Annotated in this window: 13 protein-coding genes and 1 tRNA gene; 5 read left to right on the top strand and 9 right to left on the bottom strand. The window is 63.4% G+C overall.

Features of this window, described 5'->3' with window-relative positions:
- Positions 1 to 360: 360 nt before the first annotated feature.
- Together P0R31_RS34560 and P0R31_RS34555 are read right to left on the bottom strand one after the other, a co-directional pair.
- Entirely contained in the window at positions 361 to 1500 is a 1140-nt protein-coding gene (locus tag P0R31_RS34560; protein WP_275519181.1) for an FAD-dependent oxidoreductase, read from the bottom strand.
- Positions 1501 to 1519: 19 nt separating this feature from the next.
- Positions 1520 to 1738 carry a hypothetical protein gene (locus P0R31_RS34555; RefSeq protein WP_275519180.1) on the bottom strand — a complete coding sequence of 73 codons (219 nt, stop codon included), beginning with the start codon at positions 1736 to 1738 and terminating at the stop codon, positions 1520 to 1522.
- 629 nt (positions 1739 to 2367) lie between these two features.
- On the opposite strand from P0R31_RS34555, the gene P0R31_RS34550 reads away from it, so the two are divergent.
- Positions 2368 to 3057 carry an AAA family ATPase gene (locus P0R31_RS34550; RefSeq protein ID WP_275519179.1) on the top strand — a complete coding sequence of 230 codons (690 nt, stop codon included), beginning with the start codon at positions 2368 to 2370 and terminating at the stop codon, positions 3055 to 3057.
- A gap of 30 nt (positions 3058 to 3087) precedes the next feature.
- On the top strand, positions 3088 to 5409 hold the full coding sequence (locus P0R31_RS34545; RefSeq protein WP_275519178.1) for a S8 family peptidase: 2322 nt from the start codon (positions 3088 to 3090) through the stop codon (positions 5407 to 5409).
- Between the two features lie 304 nt (positions 5410 to 5713).
- Here the strand turns inward: P0R31_RS34545 and P0R31_RS34540 are convergent, their stop codons facing one another.
- From P0R31_RS34540 to P0R31_RS34525, 4 genes are all read right to left on the bottom strand, one after another.
- Positions 5714 to 6328 carry a GDYXXLXY domain-containing protein gene (locus P0R31_RS34540; RefSeq protein ID WP_275519177.1) on the bottom strand — a complete coding sequence of 205 codons (615 nt, stop codon included), beginning with the start codon at positions 6326 to 6328 and terminating at the stop codon, positions 5714 to 5716.
- Positions 6325 to 7596 (bottom strand): DUF2157 domain-containing protein, encoded by a 1272-nt coding sequence (locus P0R31_RS34535; RefSeq protein ID WP_275519176.1) that lies wholly within the window; start codon positions 7594 to 7596, stop codon positions 6325 to 6327. Before P0R31_RS34535 ends, P0R31_RS34540 begins: the two co-directional genes overlap by 4 nt.
- A gap of 311 nt (positions 7597 to 7907) precedes the next feature.
- Positions 7908 to 8423: a nuclear transport factor 2 family protein gene (locus P0R31_RS34530; RefSeq protein ID WP_275519175.1), complete on the bottom strand. Its 516-nt coding sequence runs from the start codon at positions 8421 to 8423 to the stop codon at positions 7908 to 7910.
- Positions 8424 to 8497: 74 nt separating this feature from the next.
- On the bottom strand, positions 8498 to 9559 hold the full coding sequence (locus tag P0R31_RS34525; RefSeq protein ID WP_275519174.1) for an aldo/keto reductase: 1062 nt from the start codon (positions 9557 to 9559) through the stop codon (positions 8498 to 8500).
- Between the two features lie 92 nt (positions 9560 to 9651).
- On the opposite strand from P0R31_RS34525, the gene P0R31_RS34520 reads away from it, so the two are divergent.
- Positions 9652 to 10554 (top strand): LysR family transcriptional regulator, encoded by a 903-nt coding sequence (locus P0R31_RS34520; protein ID WP_275519173.1) that lies wholly within the window; start codon positions 9652 to 9654, stop codon positions 10552 to 10554.
- 102 nt (positions 10555 to 10656) lie between these two features.
- Here P0R31_RS34520 and P0R31_RS34515 read toward each other — a convergent pair whose 3' ends face one another.
- Both P0R31_RS34515 and P0R31_RS34510 read right to left on the bottom strand, forming a co-directional pair.
- Positions 10657 to 11637 carry a Bug family tripartite tricarboxylate transporter substrate binding protein gene (locus P0R31_RS34515; protein WP_275519172.1) on the bottom strand — a complete coding sequence of 327 codons (981 nt, stop codon included), beginning with the start codon at positions 11635 to 11637 and terminating at the stop codon, positions 10657 to 10659.
- Between the two features lie 47 nt (positions 11638 to 11684).
- Positions 11685 to 13325, bottom strand: coding sequence for an FAD-dependent oxidoreductase (locus P0R31_RS34510; protein ID WP_275519171.1), 1641 nt, complete (start codon positions 13323 to 13325; stop codon positions 11685 to 11687).
- 111 nt (positions 13326 to 13436) lie between these two features.
- Between P0R31_RS34510 and P0R31_RS34505 the strand changes: the two genes are divergently transcribed.
- Positions 13437 to 14348 carry a LysR family transcriptional regulator gene (locus P0R31_RS34505; protein ID WP_275519170.1) on the top strand — a complete coding sequence of 304 codons (912 nt, stop codon included), beginning with the start codon at positions 13437 to 13439 and terminating at the stop codon, positions 14346 to 14348.
- A gap of 34 nt (positions 14349 to 14382) precedes the next feature.
- On the opposite strand, the gene P0R31_RS34500 is transcribed toward P0R31_RS34505, so the two are convergent.
- Positions 14383 to 14472, bottom strand: a tRNA-Ser gene (locus P0R31_RS34500).
- Between the two features lie 136 nt (positions 14473 to 14608).
- Between P0R31_RS34500 and P0R31_RS34495 the strand changes: the two genes are divergently transcribed.
- Positions 14609 to 15472, top strand: a complete 864-nt coding sequence (locus tag P0R31_RS34495; RefSeq protein ID WP_275519169.1) for an alpha/beta fold hydrolase — start codon at positions 14609 to 14611, stop codon at positions 15470 to 15472.
- Positions 15473 to 15496 lie beyond the last annotated feature (24 nt).

Genomic DNA, 15496 nt, shown 5'->3' with positions numbered 1-15496 from the left:
GAAAAACAAAAGTGCGAAAACAACCCCATGCACAGTAGACGGGGGTCGCAAGATCAATGGGTTAGGTGAGGGGCGGGATTGGGTGCGGGTCGGACGGGGTTTCGGGAGCCAAAAAGCCGAAGGGAGCGTGGTTTGACGCGCTTGTCCGGCGCGCCTTTGCGAGCCGACGAGATTGGCGGAGAGCGGTGTCGCCCATTCCGAACGACGTCTCCTGTCATTTGCTTCGTCGGGCAAAACAGGAGCATAGTGGCATCATCGCAGGAGGTCGGACAGGCAGGGATCTGGCCCAGGTCTCTTGAAGGCGCCTGTCGCCGGACGGTGCGCGTCTTGTGCACTGTCACCGCGACATGCAGCATCCGCTCAGGCGAATTGAGAATAGCGCGAAAGCTGAAAGAACGGTTCTGCCTGATAGGACGGATCGGTGGCAAGGCGAGCAAGCCTTTGCCCGATGGCGGGCGCGAACTTCGCACCGTGCCCCGAACACGCGGAGCAGACGATCAGGCGGGACTCCGGCCAGCGATCGATGATGAATTCCTCGCCCGCGTCTAGCCGGCGGTCGGCGGGCGCGGTGTTGGTGTAGAGGCAGACGTCGCGATCGATGATGGGCCCGGCCGCGCCCGGGACGAGGGCGGCCAATGCTTCGCCGACCGGGCGGAGTTCGGCATCGCTGGCCTGCGGACCCCAGTCGTCGGGGCCGACCACGGGCCCGTGGTTGTGAGGCGCAGCTTTGACGCCGCGCTGTTCGAAGTCCGGAAAGCCGTAGACCACGTCGTTCGGACCTCGGTCCAGAATGAAGATCGGGAAACGACCGAGCGCCACCGTGTCGGGGCGGGACGGCTTGAACCAGCCGACCGCCTGTCGAGTCACGTTCAGCAGCGCGCCCAACGTTGGGAGTGCGCGACCAAGCCATGGGCCCAGCGCCAGGATCGCGCGCTCGGCGAAGAACTCTTCGGTATCAGTGCGGATCGACACGCCGTCGTGGTGCGGCGTGAAGCTCGCGCGTTCCGGAATCACGCAGTTGCCGGCGCGTGCGCGCATCAGTTTCATGACGACCCCGGTCCGCAGGATCGCGCCGCCGTCCTGCACGACGACGTCCCAGTCGCCCGGCAGGTTGAAAGCCGGAAATTCCTTGTTCGCTTGAGCCGCGGTCAACATCGGATCCGCCCGCCCTTTCGCGATCGCGGCCGCGCGCGAGGACGCCACCATGGCGGAGCCGGAACGGCCAGCCTCAAGAACAGGGGTTTCCGTCAGAATTGTTTGACTGCTTTCGGCCTGCAGCCGGATCCAGCCGGCATGAGCCTCGTCGCTCAGGCTGGTGTAGTTGGGGTTTTCGAAATTGAAGCGACGGAAAATGCGACATGACCCGTGGGACGAGCCGCGATCCGAACCTGCTGCGACAGGGTCGAAGCCGAGCGCATCGACGCCGGCATCCAGCAACGCGCCCAGCGCTGCTCCGCCCATGAGCCCCAGACCCAGCACAGCGACTTCGCATTTCCGCATGAAGGCCTCGCAAGCGATGCTACGACGGGCCGATCATCCGGGTGATTTCGCGTGTTGACAAGGTCTGCGGGAGGGCGATTGCGGCCGGCATTAACAACGCCGTGTCAGACAAATGGGGCGGCATCAGCGCCATCAGGTCCGTCCCGCCATCGATGGCCTGCTCGCGGCAACTGGCGCACTCATCGTCCCGCATTGCAGAAAATGGGTCGCGCCACCTGCCGGTCTTAATGGCTTTCACCGTAAACCTGATGAGAGAATGAATGTCAGGTTGGGCCTATCGGCGAAGCTGTAGTTCCGGCGCTAGACGCGATTGCTGGAGTTGATCGACAATCAGCCTCCAAATGTGCAAAGCCGATTGACACATCGCTCGCGAAGGCTTGCGCACCAGACCCTATGGGATTGTTTCCCCAAAAACTGCGATGACTGGTGCCCAGGAAAGGATTGCAGCGTCAAGCCCTTTACGCCTTGATTCTAAAGCACTATTTTTTCTTGGTCTATGGAATGGTACACAGCGCTGTTCGTCAACTTGCTATCGTCTTTGGATAACCAAGTTCGTCAGTGCGACGCACGCGAATGTGTCCTACTGTCTTCGCAGTTTCGGCTGGCTGCTCGTGGAACCGCGAACTTCCGCACCCATTTGCGTGGGCCCTCTGACAAATTTCGCTCAAATATTGGACATTTAGCGGGTCACCAATGAGGTCTCCTCGGCGCAAGCCAGTCACAGCAATAGAACCCGGCCTTCCGCTGATTCCGCTGAAACTTACCAAGAGCGCTGCGTTCTCGAATCTTGTGGAAGTTGTAGTTCCGCAGCGAACGCCGGAGCAGCTAGTCCTCTCGCCCCACAACATTCGAACCTTCTTGGGCTTAATGGAAGAGTTCCGCGGGGCCGACCTCTTGCGCCGACATGGACTAACGATTCGCTCAAAGCTGCTCTTTTGCGGCCCGCCGGGGTGCGGGAAAACTCTCACCGCAGAGGTGTTTGCTCACGAACTTGGCTTGCCTCTGATCGTGGCTCGGCTGGATGCAATCATTTCGTCGTTCCTCGGTGAGACTGCGACAAACATCCGAAAGGTATTCGAAACCGCTGCTGACCAGCCGTGTGTTTTGTTTTTAGATGAATTTGATGCGCTCGCGAGGGCCCGAGCTGACGGCTCCGAGCACAATGAGCTGAGACGAGTGGTCAACAGCCTGTTGATGCTAATCGATCGCTTCAAGGGAAAAGGATTTCTTGTCGCCGCGACTAACCTAGAAGAAAGCTTAGACGCCGCTATCTGGCGACGTTTTGATGAGGTCGTAGTTTTTGATTTGCCATCTCAGCGCGAAATTCGGCGGCTTTTCGAGCTCAAACTAAAGAATTTCCCCGCGCCCTTCTCGCTTGCAGAAAAAGCAGCGCGACTAAAAGGCATGTCCTTCGCGGACGTTGAGCGAATTTGCGATAATGCAATTAAACGATCGATTCTGAAAAGATCGCGGTCGCTCCTTGAGGCTGAGTTCGACTCTTCAATCCGAGAAGGACTTCGGCGCAAGGATATCAGAGCCCGTCTCCCCCAACGCTGATCTGCTTTTTTTCCTTAGGTTCGTTTCACGATGGCAACTTATCAACACTTACCACTACAGCGTGTCGAGGGCGAACTCGATCGCCGAAAGCGACCGGGCTTTGGTCAACCATCAGGTCGAGAGGCTAGAACCCATGGAGCAAAAATCCAGGCGGAAGTTCAAGAGGTTCTCCAGGAACATAGAGCCAAGCCTAAAATTGGCGACGTTGATCCGGCGCTCATTTTGAAAGTGGAGACGTCGGGAAACATAAGCGAAGACGAGTGGGCTAAAATTGGTTTGACAGTCTTGGCGAACGAGCCAGGCCAAACATTGATACTCTTTGCAGACGATGTGGAGCTAACTGCATTTCAGCAAAAGGTCATCGCATACAATGGCGAAAAACCAGAGAATCAAAAGAGCCAGCCGTATGCTGCGCTAATCGAAGCGATCGAGGCTATTCGACCAATCAGCGCGACCGATCGGATCGGCCCAGTATTGAAGGGGGAAGGCTATGCCACTCCTGAGCTCATTCCCGAACCGGCGGAATTCTATGACGTGGAGCTTTGGCCGGTTTCCGATTTGAACGCGGACTTGTTCGTGCACCGCGTGACCGCGGTGCTAGAGCAGTTTGAAGGCGTTGTTGTCAGCTCCTATCGTGGCAAGTCCGCGCTGCTGATGCGGGTGCAAGGGTCAGGCACCGCCGTTCGTCAGCTGTTGGAGCTGCCGGAGATTGCCTCCATTGATCGTCCCCCGACACCGGATTGGCCGGACCTTCCTGCAAGCAATATCGAACTAGGCGATTTGCCTGAGATTTTGCCTCCCGAGAATGGGGCGCTGACTATCGGCATAATTGATAGCGGGCTTACCTCCGCACACCCATTAATTATTGGCTCGTTAGCCGCCGCGTTTGGTGAACCTGCAAGCTTGGGGGACAGCGACGAAAAGGGACACGGCACATCGGTCTCGGGTATTGCCATCTTTGGAGATGTTCGCCAGCGTTTATCCGAAACTCCGTTCCGAGCTAAATTTCGCGTGGCAAGCGCTCGGGTTGTAAATGCGGCGGGGCGTTTCGACGACGAGGAACTCGTCCCTACTCAAATGGAAAATTCTATCCGTAAGCTGACTACGGAGCTTGGCTGCCGAGTAATAAACATCTCTTTGGGCGATATCAAAAGGTCCGCGGGCTCCAAGCCCAGCGCTTGGGCTGCGACCCTAGACGCTTTGGCCCGAGAGTTAGACGTCCTGATCGTGGTCTCCGCAGGCAACTCTTCTCCAGCCTACCTTGCGTCCCTTGGAGACGGTGTCGTCGCCGCCTATCCGAGGTTCCTCCTTCACGAAGCCAATCGTATTCTTGAGCCAGCAAGCGCAGTCAATGTTCTGACCGTTGGTTCCATCGCGCATTCAAACGGGCTTTCGACGATTGACGCAGAAAACGTCGGCGTCCGATCAATCGCGCAGACATTTCAGCCCTCCCCGTTCACCCGCGCCGGTCCAGGCACTAACAAAGTGCTCAAGCCCGACCTCGTCGATTTTGGTGGAACTGCCGTTTATGACGGGCCCACACAACGACTGCAAAGCGGGTCGGCGCGGGCTAGTGCAGGTATTCTTTCTACGCATCACGAATATCTTCAGCAATTGCTTAGGTACTACTCAGGGACGTCATTCGCTGCTCCACTAGTGGCCTACAAGGCCGCATTGGTGTTCGAAAGCCTTCCCAACGCGTCAGCAAATCTGGTCAGAGCGTTACTTGCCCTAAGCGCCGAGCATCCGACGGCCATTGATCATAGTTTTGGAGACGACGACGCGATCTTCAATCTCCTTGGCTACGGCCTGCCTGATATCGCTAAGGCGCTAGAATCCGAAGACAACCGAGTTGTTCTGATTGCAGAAGACGTTCTCTCGGCAGACAAGTTTGCGGTCTACGAAGTGCCTATCCCCGATGTATTCCAAACTAAAGGGGCTCGGCAAATTCGGGTGGCGCTCAGTTTCGATCCACCGGTGAAGCACACGCGGCTCGACTACGCCGGCCTCAAGATGGGATTTCACTTGATACGGGGCGCGAGCGCGAGCGATGTATTCGACGCCTTCCGCAAATGGGAGGCTAACGAAGGCCACGCCTTCCGCATTAAAGAAAGTCTCAAATGTGACTTGAAGCCCGGCGCACAACGTCGGGAGCGGGGCACGCTTCAGTGTGCAACATTCTCGATGACCACCAACTCGCAACGCTATGGAGATAGATATTTCCTCGCGGTCCGCTGTGAAAGTGGCTGGTCTTCAGAGGATCAACGGTTCGCCCTTGCCATCGAGTTGCGATCGCTAGCGGACATTCAACTCTATCAAAGAGTTCAAGAACGCGTTCGAATTCGTGTTTAGAATTCATTGACTGCGGAAACATAGCCGCCGAGGTCAATGGGTTGCAGAGACAATCACTATCATGATCATGGCAAATCGCCTTGGCGGGCATCGGGCCATATAGGGCATCGATCTCGGTCGATATTCTAAACGGATCTTCAATCTAAGAGGTCACCTCGTCGCAACGGTTTGGAGCTTTCCCTCGTTCCCCCTCCAATAAGCTGTAGCCCGCAAGGCGTCATTGAGGGGCTGCTGCCCCTCCCGAGAGCGAGAGAGATGAACGAGCGCCGCGGCATCGATCTATTCTAACGCCAGCCATCCCGCCCTAATACAACGGCTCCTCATACACCGGCTCTCCGTCGAGCAGCAGCCGCTTGATCGCCGCCCGTCCCGAGGGGAGCACGGCGGCGACGATGCGCAGCTTCTGCTGGTTGCGGGCGTCCTCGAGCTTCTTGCCCTCGCCTTCGGGCACGAAATAGCTTTCGAGACCGTATTTGATCGGCAGCTTGTCGCAGAAGCGGCGGCGGTCGTCGCCGCAGGAGCCGCCATAATTTCCGACGCGGCCGCGGATCAGCACTTCGGGCGCAGTGACCGCGACCGGCTCGGCATGCACCGAGACCGCCTGATAGACGCCGTTCGCATTGGGCGCGAGCTTGACGAAGATTTCAGGATGGCGCGCGTCCGCGACCTTGCCGGCGAGGCTGCCTGCCGCCACTTGCGAGATGTCGTAGCTGAGCACGACATAGTCGCCGCGCAGGAGATCGCGGGGATCGACCGGCTGCGTCTGCAGGGTGACCTCGACGCCTTCGCGCAGGATCTGCATGCGGTCGGCCACCATCAGCACCAAGAGCGCAGATTGCAGCAGGACGGCGATGCCGAACAGCACGGCTTTCGGGATGCGCTGCCAGAGCGCGGTGAGCGAAGTGATCAGCCCGTTCATCGCGCGGCCCTCGGCAGCATGCGGCCCATCGCCGTGGCAAAGGCGACGGCCGCGACGCCCGCCACGGCCAGGAAGGCCGAGCGGTGCAGCAGCGAGCCCTTCACGGCCCAGGTGATGCCGGCGACCACGCCGGCGATACCGAGCCAGCCGGCGACGATGCGCGGGCGCACATCGTCGAGCATGCCTGAGACGACGAGGCACAGCATGGCGCAGAGCAGCGCGGCATAGGCGAGCCAGGATTCGCCGGCCATGGAGGCCGGCCAGACCGGCGCCGCGAGCAGGACCAGGGCGATCGCAGCTGCTGCAAGCAGCTCTCCCGCGCGCCGGGTGATTGCGGCCGAGGCCAGCGCGAGGATCACGCCGGCGTTTCCGCACGCAATCGCCCAAAGCGGCTGGCCCGCAATGGATCCCTCGCGGAAGCGGACGAGATCGTCGACCGTCGTCACCTCCAGGAACGCGGCGGCGGCCAGTGAAAACGCGCCGTAAACCGACAGGACGTTGCCGAGCCGGAGCGCGCGCGGCGACGGCGCGGCTGCGATCGCGAGCCCGGCGCCGAACAGCAGCGCCGCACCGCTCGCGAGCACGAAGGACGGCTGGGTGCCTTCGAACTCGAAGCGGAGCGAGGTCGCGATCCACCACGGCAGCAGCGCCAGCGCGACGAGATGGGCCGCGACGCGGGAATTCCAGGCGAAGGCGGTCACGGCGGCGATGAGCCAGACTGCGACGTAAGGAAGATGCAGCACGTCGGACGCGTCGGTGATCCGCATGCAGGTCCAGATCGAGGCCGCGACGAGGCCGACGGCGAGCGCGCCGCGCGAGCCGGTCAGCAGAGCCGCGGCAAAGGCGCCGATCGACCACAGCAGCATGCCGCCGGCGAAATCCTCGCCGAGGTGGTACATCTGCCCGACCAGCGCGATGCCGGCGCCGAAGATGATGGCACCGACGCTGGCGCAGAGATCGGCAAGCACGTCGCGGCCGCGCGCGGCAAACCACGCGCCGAGACCGCCGGCGGCGGCCATGCCGGCGAGCAGGATCGCGAACCGCGCGAGGCGCGCGATCTCGGTCCAGTGCGCGGCGACGAAAGCGAGGAACGCCGCCGCGATCAAGAGGCCGCCGAGGATCCCGACGACCACGGCGATGCCGATGCCGGGCGGAAGCGGCGGCAACGCGTTGCGGATCGCGGCGGCCGCCGCCGGCGCAATCACGCCGTCGGCCTCCCATCGCGCCAGATCAGCGTCGAGGCGCTGCCGGTAGGATTTGTCGAACATCGTGCTCGAATGTGGTTCTGGGATCACCTGGCGCCCGCCGAATGGCGGGACCTTGCTAGGTCGGATCGTGCGGGCGATGGGTTCAAGCGGGCACTGTCTGCGGGCGCGGCGGGTGAGGGCTCTCGCGGCGCAGGGACGTCCTCAGTTTATCTCGATAATCCCAACGCGGAGACACCCTCTCCCCAACCCTCCCCCGCATCCGCCTTCGCCAGAAGGCGGGCTTCGGCGGACAAGAGCGGGGGAGGGAGCCCACTGCCGATGCCGCTGCAGTCTGCACATCAAATGCGATGACCCCCCTCCCCGCAGCCGGCCTATTGGGCCGGCGCAGGAATGCGCCGCAGGACGTCGTCATAGGGTGCGAGGTCGAGATAGGCCGTGACCTCCGCCGCCTTGCCGTCCTGCATCAGCAGGATCCACGCATAGCTGTTCGCGTAAGGCTTGCCGTCGCGCGCCACGCCGCTGCCTTCCCAATGCGCGATGACGTGATCCCCATCGGCGAAGATCCTCACGGAAGTGGGGCGGACCGGTGTCGACAACCGGCTGGCGAACGGGCGGACCGCGCGATCAACGAACACATCGCGTCCCCGGAATTCGCCGGCGCTTGGGCCCGATCCCTTGATGCGCCAGACAACGTTGTCGTGCAGCAGGTCATTGAAGAAGGTGGTCCCCCCCGCCGCCCAGCGATCGAACGCGTCGGTGACGATCCGCTTGTTGTCGTCCTGCACGGAATTGGCCTGTCCGCAAGGGGCGGCCGTCGTCAGGGTGGAAGCTGTCACGATGACCGCGTAGACGCAGGACGCAAGTGCGCGATTGAGCAGGGTTGCCATTGGTATCTTCCCTTTCTGGTGCAACATGTCGACTGCCCCGAAGTGATGCACGCACGGTCGGTCGGCCAGATGCTCTAGCCGCGCCGCGCGACGGCGGCGCCGCCGAAGATGAGCTGCTCCACCATCGGGCGGCGCAGGAAGCGGCCTGGAAAGATGGGATCGGGCGCGGTCGCCTGGTCGAGACGCGCCATCTGCTCAGGAGACAGCGATATCCCGACCGCACCGAAATTGTCTTCCGCCTGCTCCAGCGTGCGGGCCCCGATCACCGGCGCCGTGACCGCGGGATTGGCCAGCGTCCATGCGATGGCCACCTGCGAGGACGTCGCGCCGAGCTCCCAGGCGACGGATCGCACCATCTCGGCCGCCTCCAGCGATCGCTCGTTGAGAAGGCCTGATGATGCGATGATCGAGGCGCGTGTCGTTCCAACGGCGCGTTCCTGGGAATCCCTGAGATCGGCCCTCGTGTACTTGCCGGTGAGCACGCCGCCGCCGAGCGGCGACCAGGGCAGTACGCCGAGGCCAAGGCTCGCCGCGAGCGGGATGAGCTCGTGCTCGACGGTGCGCTCGACCAGATTGTATTCGATCTGCAGCGCCACGAAGGGCGACCAGCCGCGCAGATCTGCGATCGTCTGCAGCTGCGCAATGCGCCAGGCCGGCGTGTTGCAGATGCCGACGTACAAAACCTTGCCGCTGCGCACGAGATCGTCCAGGCCGCGCATCACCTCATCGGGCTGCGTCGTCGCATCCCAGCCGTGGAGGTAAAGCAGGTCGATGCGATCGGTCTCGAGCTGCCGTAGGCTCTGCTCCACGGAACGAACCATGTTGAGCCGGTGGTTGCCGCCGGAATTGGGGTTGCCGGGATCGCGGGCCATGGTGAACTTGGTTGCGAGCACGAGACGGTCGCGCTTGTCGCGGGCGAACTGGCCGACCAGGCGCTCGGACGCGCCGTTGGTGTAGTTCACTGCGGTGTCGATGAAATTGCCGCCGCGGTCGACATAGAGGTCGAAGATCCGACGGGCCTCGGCGGGATCGGCGCCCCATCCCCACTCGGTCCCGAAGGTCATCGTGCCCAGGGCAAGGGGAGATACGCGCAGGCCGGAGCGGCCAAGCAGGCGGTATTGATCCAGTGACGTCATCAGAGCCTCCTTCGTATGGCTCGGAGATAGCCCCCGGTGAGGGGTGGGAGAAGTTGGCCAATGATGACGGGGGTGGTAAGTATAGCTAACCAATGACCACCGACCTGAACCTCGTCGCCGTCTTCATCGCGGTCGCGGAAGCGAAGAGCTTCCGTGGCGCCGCCGAGCGGCTGGGGGTGACCCGATCCGCCGTGAGCCAGGCCATCCGGCGCATGGAAGACCAGCTGGGCGTGGCGCTCGTGCAGCGAACGACGCGCAGCGTCAGTCTCACCGAGGCCGGCCTGCGCTTGCACGAGCGCGTGGCGCCTGCGGTCGCCGAAGTCGAACAGGCAATCAATGGCGTCCGCGACCGTGACGCGCAGCCGACGGGGCGGCTGCGTCTCGCCGTCTCGTCGATCGCCGAGCGCTTCATCCGCGGCCCATTGCTCGCCGAATTCACGCATGCCAATCCCGGCGTGCAGGTCGACGTCACCGTGACCGATGCCGAATTCGACATCGTGGCCGAGGGCTTCGATGCCGGCGTCCGGCTTGGCGAGGTGATCGAGCAGGACATGATCGCCGTGCCGGTTTCGGGCGATCAGCGCCAGCTGGTCGTGGCCGCGCCTAGCTATCTGGCGCGGTTCGGCGCCCCCTCTCACCCGCGCGAGCTCTCGCAGCATTGCTGCATCGGCTGGCGCCCGGCGCCGCACGTTGCGCCCTACCGCTGGGAATTTGCGGAAGGGGGGCGCGAGTTCGACGTCGCGGTGGAGCCGAGGATCACGACCAACGACATGTGGGTCATGGTGCGGACAGCCTGCGCGGGCGGCGGCCTGACATTCGGCATGGAGGAGACATTCAGGCCGTATATCGAACGCGAAGAATTGGTGCCCGTGCTGGAGAAGTTCTGCCCGTTCTTCCCCGGCTTCTTCCTCTACTTTCCGGACCGGCGGAATCTTCCGCCGAAGCTGCGCGCGCTGGTCGATCACGTGCGTTATCGGGGCAGCGGAAAGCGCTGAACTAAAGCGCGATGCGACTAGGATGAATCGTCATCGCGCTTTAGTTTATTGTTCGAGCATGATCTTTTCGGAAAACCGCTGCACACTTTCCCGGATCATGCTCTAGTTTGCCTTGATGCCGGCGTCGCTGATCAGCTTGCCCCATTTCGTGCTTTCGCTGTCGATGAAGCGGCCGAACTGCTCGGGCGAGGTCGGCGAAGGCTCGGCGCCGAGGGTCCGGATCTTCTCCGTCACGGCAGGATCCTTCAGCGCCTTGGTGAAGGCCTCGTTCAGCCGGCCGATGACATCCGCAGGCGTGCCGGCGGGAGCAACGAGTCCGAACCAGCCGACGGATTCGAAACCCGCAATGCCGCTCTCGGCCAGCGTCGGCACATCCGGCAGCGATGAAAGGCGGCGCGCGGAGGACACGCCGATCGCGTTGAGCTTGCCCTCGAGGATCAATTGTCGCGATGCCGGAATATCCAGCACCGCGAACGGGACATGGCCTGCGAGCACATCGACCGCCGCCGGCGCCGTGCCGCGATACGGGACCAGCTCCATCGCGATTCCGCTTCTGTGCGTGAATAGCGCGGCGGTCAAATGCATCGCGGTCGAGTTGCCGCCATGCCCGATCGAGAGCCCACCCGGCTTCGCCTTGGCGAGCGCGATAGTCTCCGCAGGTGTGCGCGCCGGTATATTCGCGGATGCGACCAGCACGAAGGGAATTTCCGCGAGCAGGGTGATGGGCGCGAGATCCTTCAGCGCGAACGGCATCGCGGCATTGAGGTGTGGATTCACGGTCAGCGCACCTGCCGGCGCCACGCCGAGCGTATAGCCGTCGGGCTTGGCCTGCGCCACCGCGGCCATGCCGATGTTGCCGCCGGCGCCGGCGCGGTTCTCGATGACGAGGCCCTGCTTGAGCTCGGCGGTGACCAGCGGCTCGAGCGCGCGGATGACCGTGTCGGCACTGCCGCCGGGCGGGAAGGTCACGATGATCTTGATCAATTGCTCGGGATAGGCGGCTCGGGCCGCCGCCGGCGGCAACACTACGAAGGCCGCGGCCGTCAGCGCGGCCAGGATGCGGCGTCTTGCAACGTGAAACACGGTCTCCTCCTTGCGTTTCTGTTCTTGTAAGTCGGCTTGTTGTCGTCTTACGCCGCGGCACCGGTGATACGGGCCAGCAGGCCCAGCGGATTCTCCGGCGCGGACTGCCCGCGCCAGGCGATGTGCTGGTCGGGCCGCGCCAGCACGAGCTTCTCGGCATAGGCGCCGTTCGCCTCCTCCGGCGCAACATCGACCAGTGCGAGCGGCACGCCGCGCGTCTTTGCAGCGTCTTGCAGCCGCGTCACATCGATCGCCGGGTCGAAGCGCAGCAATGTGTAGCCGGGGCCGAAGGCGTCGTAGAGCGAGCGTCCGTCGCGCAGGAACAAATGCGGCGCGCGGGCGCCCGGCACGGTGGAGGGCGTGAAGCTGCCCATCGCGTAAGGCGGCGGCGTCTCGCCGTCATAGGCGATGATCGGCGAGGCGTCGTAATAGTAGCCGAAGTTGAGGCCGGCGCAGCAATATTGCTGCACGTTGAGATCGTAGGCCGCTTTCGCCAGCGCCGCGCGCGCCGCGTGGCCGCGCGGCGTGTCGTCCTCGATCTCCGCAGGCACGCCGCCGCGTTGCGCCATCATCTTCATCGCATGGTCCATCGCAAAGCGCGACACCTGCTCGGTGATGGGCTGGCGTTCCGCCTCATAGCTATCGAGGATCGCAGCCGGCGCCCAGCCGTTCAGATGCGCCGCCAATTGCCAGCAGAGATCGACGGCATCCGCAATGCCGGCATTCATGCCGTAGCCGGCATAGGGCATCCACAGATGCGCGGCGTCGCCGCAGATGAAGACCCTGCGATCGCGGAAGCGGTCGGCCACGAGGCGCCGTCCGACCCAATCCTCCTTGCTCAGCACGCGGTATTCGAAGCGCTTGTCGACGCCGAGGATGGCACGGATGGCCCATTCGCGATCGACCGAGTCGAACTCGGGCTCGTCGGGCTGGAGGTGATTGTGGATCAGCCAGCGGTCGTGGCCGTCGATCGCAACCGTGGTGCCGGAGCGGCGCGGATTGAGCGAGAGCACCATCCAGGCCGGCTTGTGCGCTCCCATCAGCTCCTTCAGTTGCGGCGCTTCGATGAAGGTCGACTGCACGCGCTGGATCACCGGCGTGCCGGACAGGCTGGCACCGATCGATTTCCGAACGAGGGATCGGCTGCCGTCACAGCCGATCACGAAGCTGGCTTCGATGCGGAGCGAATGTCCGCTGTCGAGATCGCGCGCCAGCGCGACGACATGGTCGTCGTGCTGCTCGATGTCTGTGATTTCCGTGCGCGCCAGGATCTTGATGCGTGATTGCGCCGCGGCATGGCTGAACAGGATCGGCTCGAGATAGACCTGGTTGATCCGGTGCGGCGGCTCGGGCGTCGGCCACCAGGTGTCGGGGCCGCCGGTCGCGCTGTAGCGGCGTGCGCGGGAGGGAATGTCGATGCGGCAGAGCTCGATCCCGGTCGCCGTGGTCCGATAGGAGCAATCGTTGGGAAAGTCCGCAGGGAGCCCCGCATCGCGCAAGCGGGCGGCGACGCCGAGCCGCCGAAAGATCTCCATCGAGCGCGCCGATACGTGATTGCACTTGACGCTGGGCGGATCGCCGGCGTGGCGGATTTCCGCGACGACGACATCGATTCCGCGCGAAGCGAGATCCATCGCCGCGGTCAATCCGACGGGCCCGGCGCCCACCACCAGCACTTGCGCTCTCATGCTCGCTCCAATCCTTGCCGCGGATTCTTTCCGTCCGCACAGCATGCATTTTATTGCAGGTCCGTTTATGCGATAAGTCGGAAAGAACTCATCAATTCATGAGCTTTTGCTATGAATGTCACCTTGCGCCAATTGCGGGTCTTCACCGGCGTGTACCGGACGCGCAGCATCACGCGGGCCGCCCGCGAGCTCGGCATCACGCAATCGGCGGCGAGCCTGCTGATCCAGCAGCTCGAGGCCCAGCTCGGCGTCAAGCTGTTCGACCGCTCGACGCGTTCGGTGCAGCCGACGCTGGCCGCGGGCGAAGCGTTCGCCGCCGCCGAGCGCATGCTGAGCGATGCGCAGGGCCTGTCGCGCCGCATGCGTGACCTCGCGCAGGCCCGCGCCGGCCGGGTCGTGTTTCTCGCCTCCGCCGGCACGGCATCGGCGCTGCTGCCCATGGTGCTGGCGAAATTCCGCGCCAGCCATCCCGACATCGAGATCGACATGCGCGATGTCGCCGCCGACGATCTCGTGCCACGGCTGAGCACGACCGACGCCGAGTTCGCGATCGGCAGCGCGGAGGGCGAATTCGCGGACATGACGATCGAGACGCTGACGAGCGGCCGCCTGAGCGCGATCGGCCGTCGCACCGCGGACTTCGCCGCGCGGCGTTCCCTGACCTGGGACGAGCTGGCGCAACTGCCGACGATCGCGATGCGCAGCGAGACACGCATCCGCATGCAGATCGATCAGGCCCTGAGCGCGCAGGGCAAGCGCCTCGATCCGACCTATGAAGTGACCCTGATCAACACCGCCCTCGCCATGACGGCGCAGGGCCTCGGCCTCGCCATCCTTCCCGCGACGATGCTGCCGGCCGACCAGTTCTCGACACTGATCGCAAGACCTCTGGTGCGCCCCGCACTCACCCGGCCCGTGTCGCTGCTGCAGCGCCAGGGCCGAACGTTGTCGCCGGCGGCGCAGGCCTTCGTGGCGACGGCGCGGATGGTGCTGGCCGGGCGAACGGCACAGGCATCAGGCTGATTTTACGAAGCTATTGAGAAGCTGATGGTTGAGCTGGCGGAGAGGGAGGGATTCGAACCCCCGATAGGCTTGCACCTATGCCGCATTTCGAGTGCGGTGCATTCAACCACTCTGCCACCTCTCCTGAAGGCGCCATAGTAGGAGCTGGGCCCCTGTGGTTGGGGGCGTTAATAGGCGAGGATGGCGGGCCAGACAAGGCGCGAAGAGCAAAATCCGCGCCTCTTTTGCCCCCGCGCCCGCCGCCTCTGGAAGGAACTGCCATGGAGCATCTCACGATCTCGGCCAATGGCGCCGATTTCCATCTGGTCCGCGCCGGACAGGGAAAACCGCTGCTCTTGCTGCATGGTTGGCCCGAATTCTGGCTGACCTGGGAGCCGGTGATATCGAGGCTTTCGGACCGGTTCACGCTTGTCGCGCCTGACCTCCGCGGCTTCGGCGACAGCGACAAGCCCGGTGGACCTTACGGGCCGGACGGCCATGCCGCCGATATGCTGGCGCTGATGGACCGGCTCGGCATCGACCGATTCGGCGTGGTCGGCCACGATGTCGGCGGCGCCGTCATGCAGCCCTTGGCCCGGCGGGCGCCAGAGCGGCTCACGGGCCTCTTCTTCTTCGATTTCGTCCATCCCGGGATCGGAGCGCGGATGGCGGCGCCCGATCGGCTCAACCACATCTGGTACCAGTCCTTTCACCAGATGGAGATGGCGCCACAGCTCATCGGTGCGAGCCGGGAGAGCTGCCGGCTCTACATCAGCCATTTCCTCAGCGGCTGGGCGCACCGGAGGAACGCCTTCGACGACGTGCTGGACGCCTTCACGGACAATTTCCTGAAAGACGGCAACCTCGCCGGCGGCTTTGCGCATTATCGGGCCTCACATGCCGGGCGCGTAGCGATGATGAAGGGCGAAGCGCCCAGGCTGCCGCCGATCGAGGTGCCGACCTGCGTGCGCTGGGCCGAGCACGATCCGCTGTTTCCCTTTGCCTGGACCGACCGGCTGTCCGAGACCTTCAGCGATATCGATCTCAAGATGTTTCCCGGCGTCGGCCACTTCCCGCATCGGGAAGACCCGGATCGCGCGGCGAGCGAGATCGCCGCGTTCTTTCAGCGTGTGGGGTGGAGTTGAGGAGAAAAACGGGGTGGGACCGCC

Origin of the sequence: Bradyrhizobium yuanmingense (assembly GCF_029167105.1) — a bacterium.
Taxonomy (GTDB): Bacteria; Pseudomonadota; Alphaproteobacteria; order Rhizobiales; family Xanthobacteraceae; genus Bradyrhizobium; species Bradyrhizobium yuanmingense_A.
Note: the sequence above shows the minus strand (reverse complement) of the source record. Positions and strands in the feature narration are given on the sequence as shown.

Excerpts from the sequence above, each read along its gene's own strand:
- P0R31_RS34560 (WP_275519181.1), bottom strand. The coding sequence starts at position 1,500 with ATGCGGAAATGCGAAGTCGCTGTGCTGGGTCTGGGGCTCATGGGCGGA.
- P0R31_RS34550 (WP_275519179.1), top strand. The coding sequence starts at position 2,368 with ATGGAAGAGTTCCGCGGGGCCGACCTCTTGCGCCGACATGGACTAACG.
- P0R31_RS34510 (WP_275519171.1), bottom strand. The coding sequence starts at position 13,325 with ATGAGAGCGCAAGTGCTGGTGGTGGGCGCCGGGCCCGTCGGATTGACC.
- P0R31_RS34520 (WP_275519173.1), top strand. The coding sequence starts at position 9,652 with ATGACCACCGACCTGAACCTCGTCGCCGTCTTCATCGCGGTCGCGGAA.
- P0R31_RS34505 (WP_275519170.1), top strand. The coding sequence starts at position 13,437 with ATGAATGTCACCTTGCGCCAATTGCGGGTCTTCACCGGCGTGTACCGG.
- P0R31_RS34540 (WP_275519177.1), bottom strand. The coding sequence starts at position 6,328 with ATGAACGGGCTGATCACTTCGCTCACCGCGCTCTGGCAGCGCATCCCG.
- P0R31_RS34525 (WP_275519174.1), bottom strand. The coding sequence starts at position 9,559 with ATGACGTCACTGGATCAATACCGCCTGCTTGGCCGCTCCGGCCTGCGC.
- P0R31_RS34530 (WP_275519175.1), bottom strand. The coding sequence starts at position 8,423 with ATGGCAACCCTGCTCAATCGCGCACTTGCGTCCTGCGTCTACGCGGTC.
- P0R31_RS34495 (WP_275519169.1), top strand. The coding sequence starts at position 14,609 with ATGGAGCATCTCACGATCTCGGCCAATGGCGCCGATTTCCATCTGGTC.
- P0R31_RS34545 (WP_275519178.1), top strand. The coding sequence starts at position 3,088 with ATGGCAACTTATCAACACTTACCACTACAGCGTGTCGAGGGCGAACTC.
- P0R31_RS34535 (WP_275519176.1), bottom strand. The coding sequence starts at position 7,596 with ATGTTCGACAAATCCTACCGGCAGCGCCTCGACGCTGATCTGGCGCGA.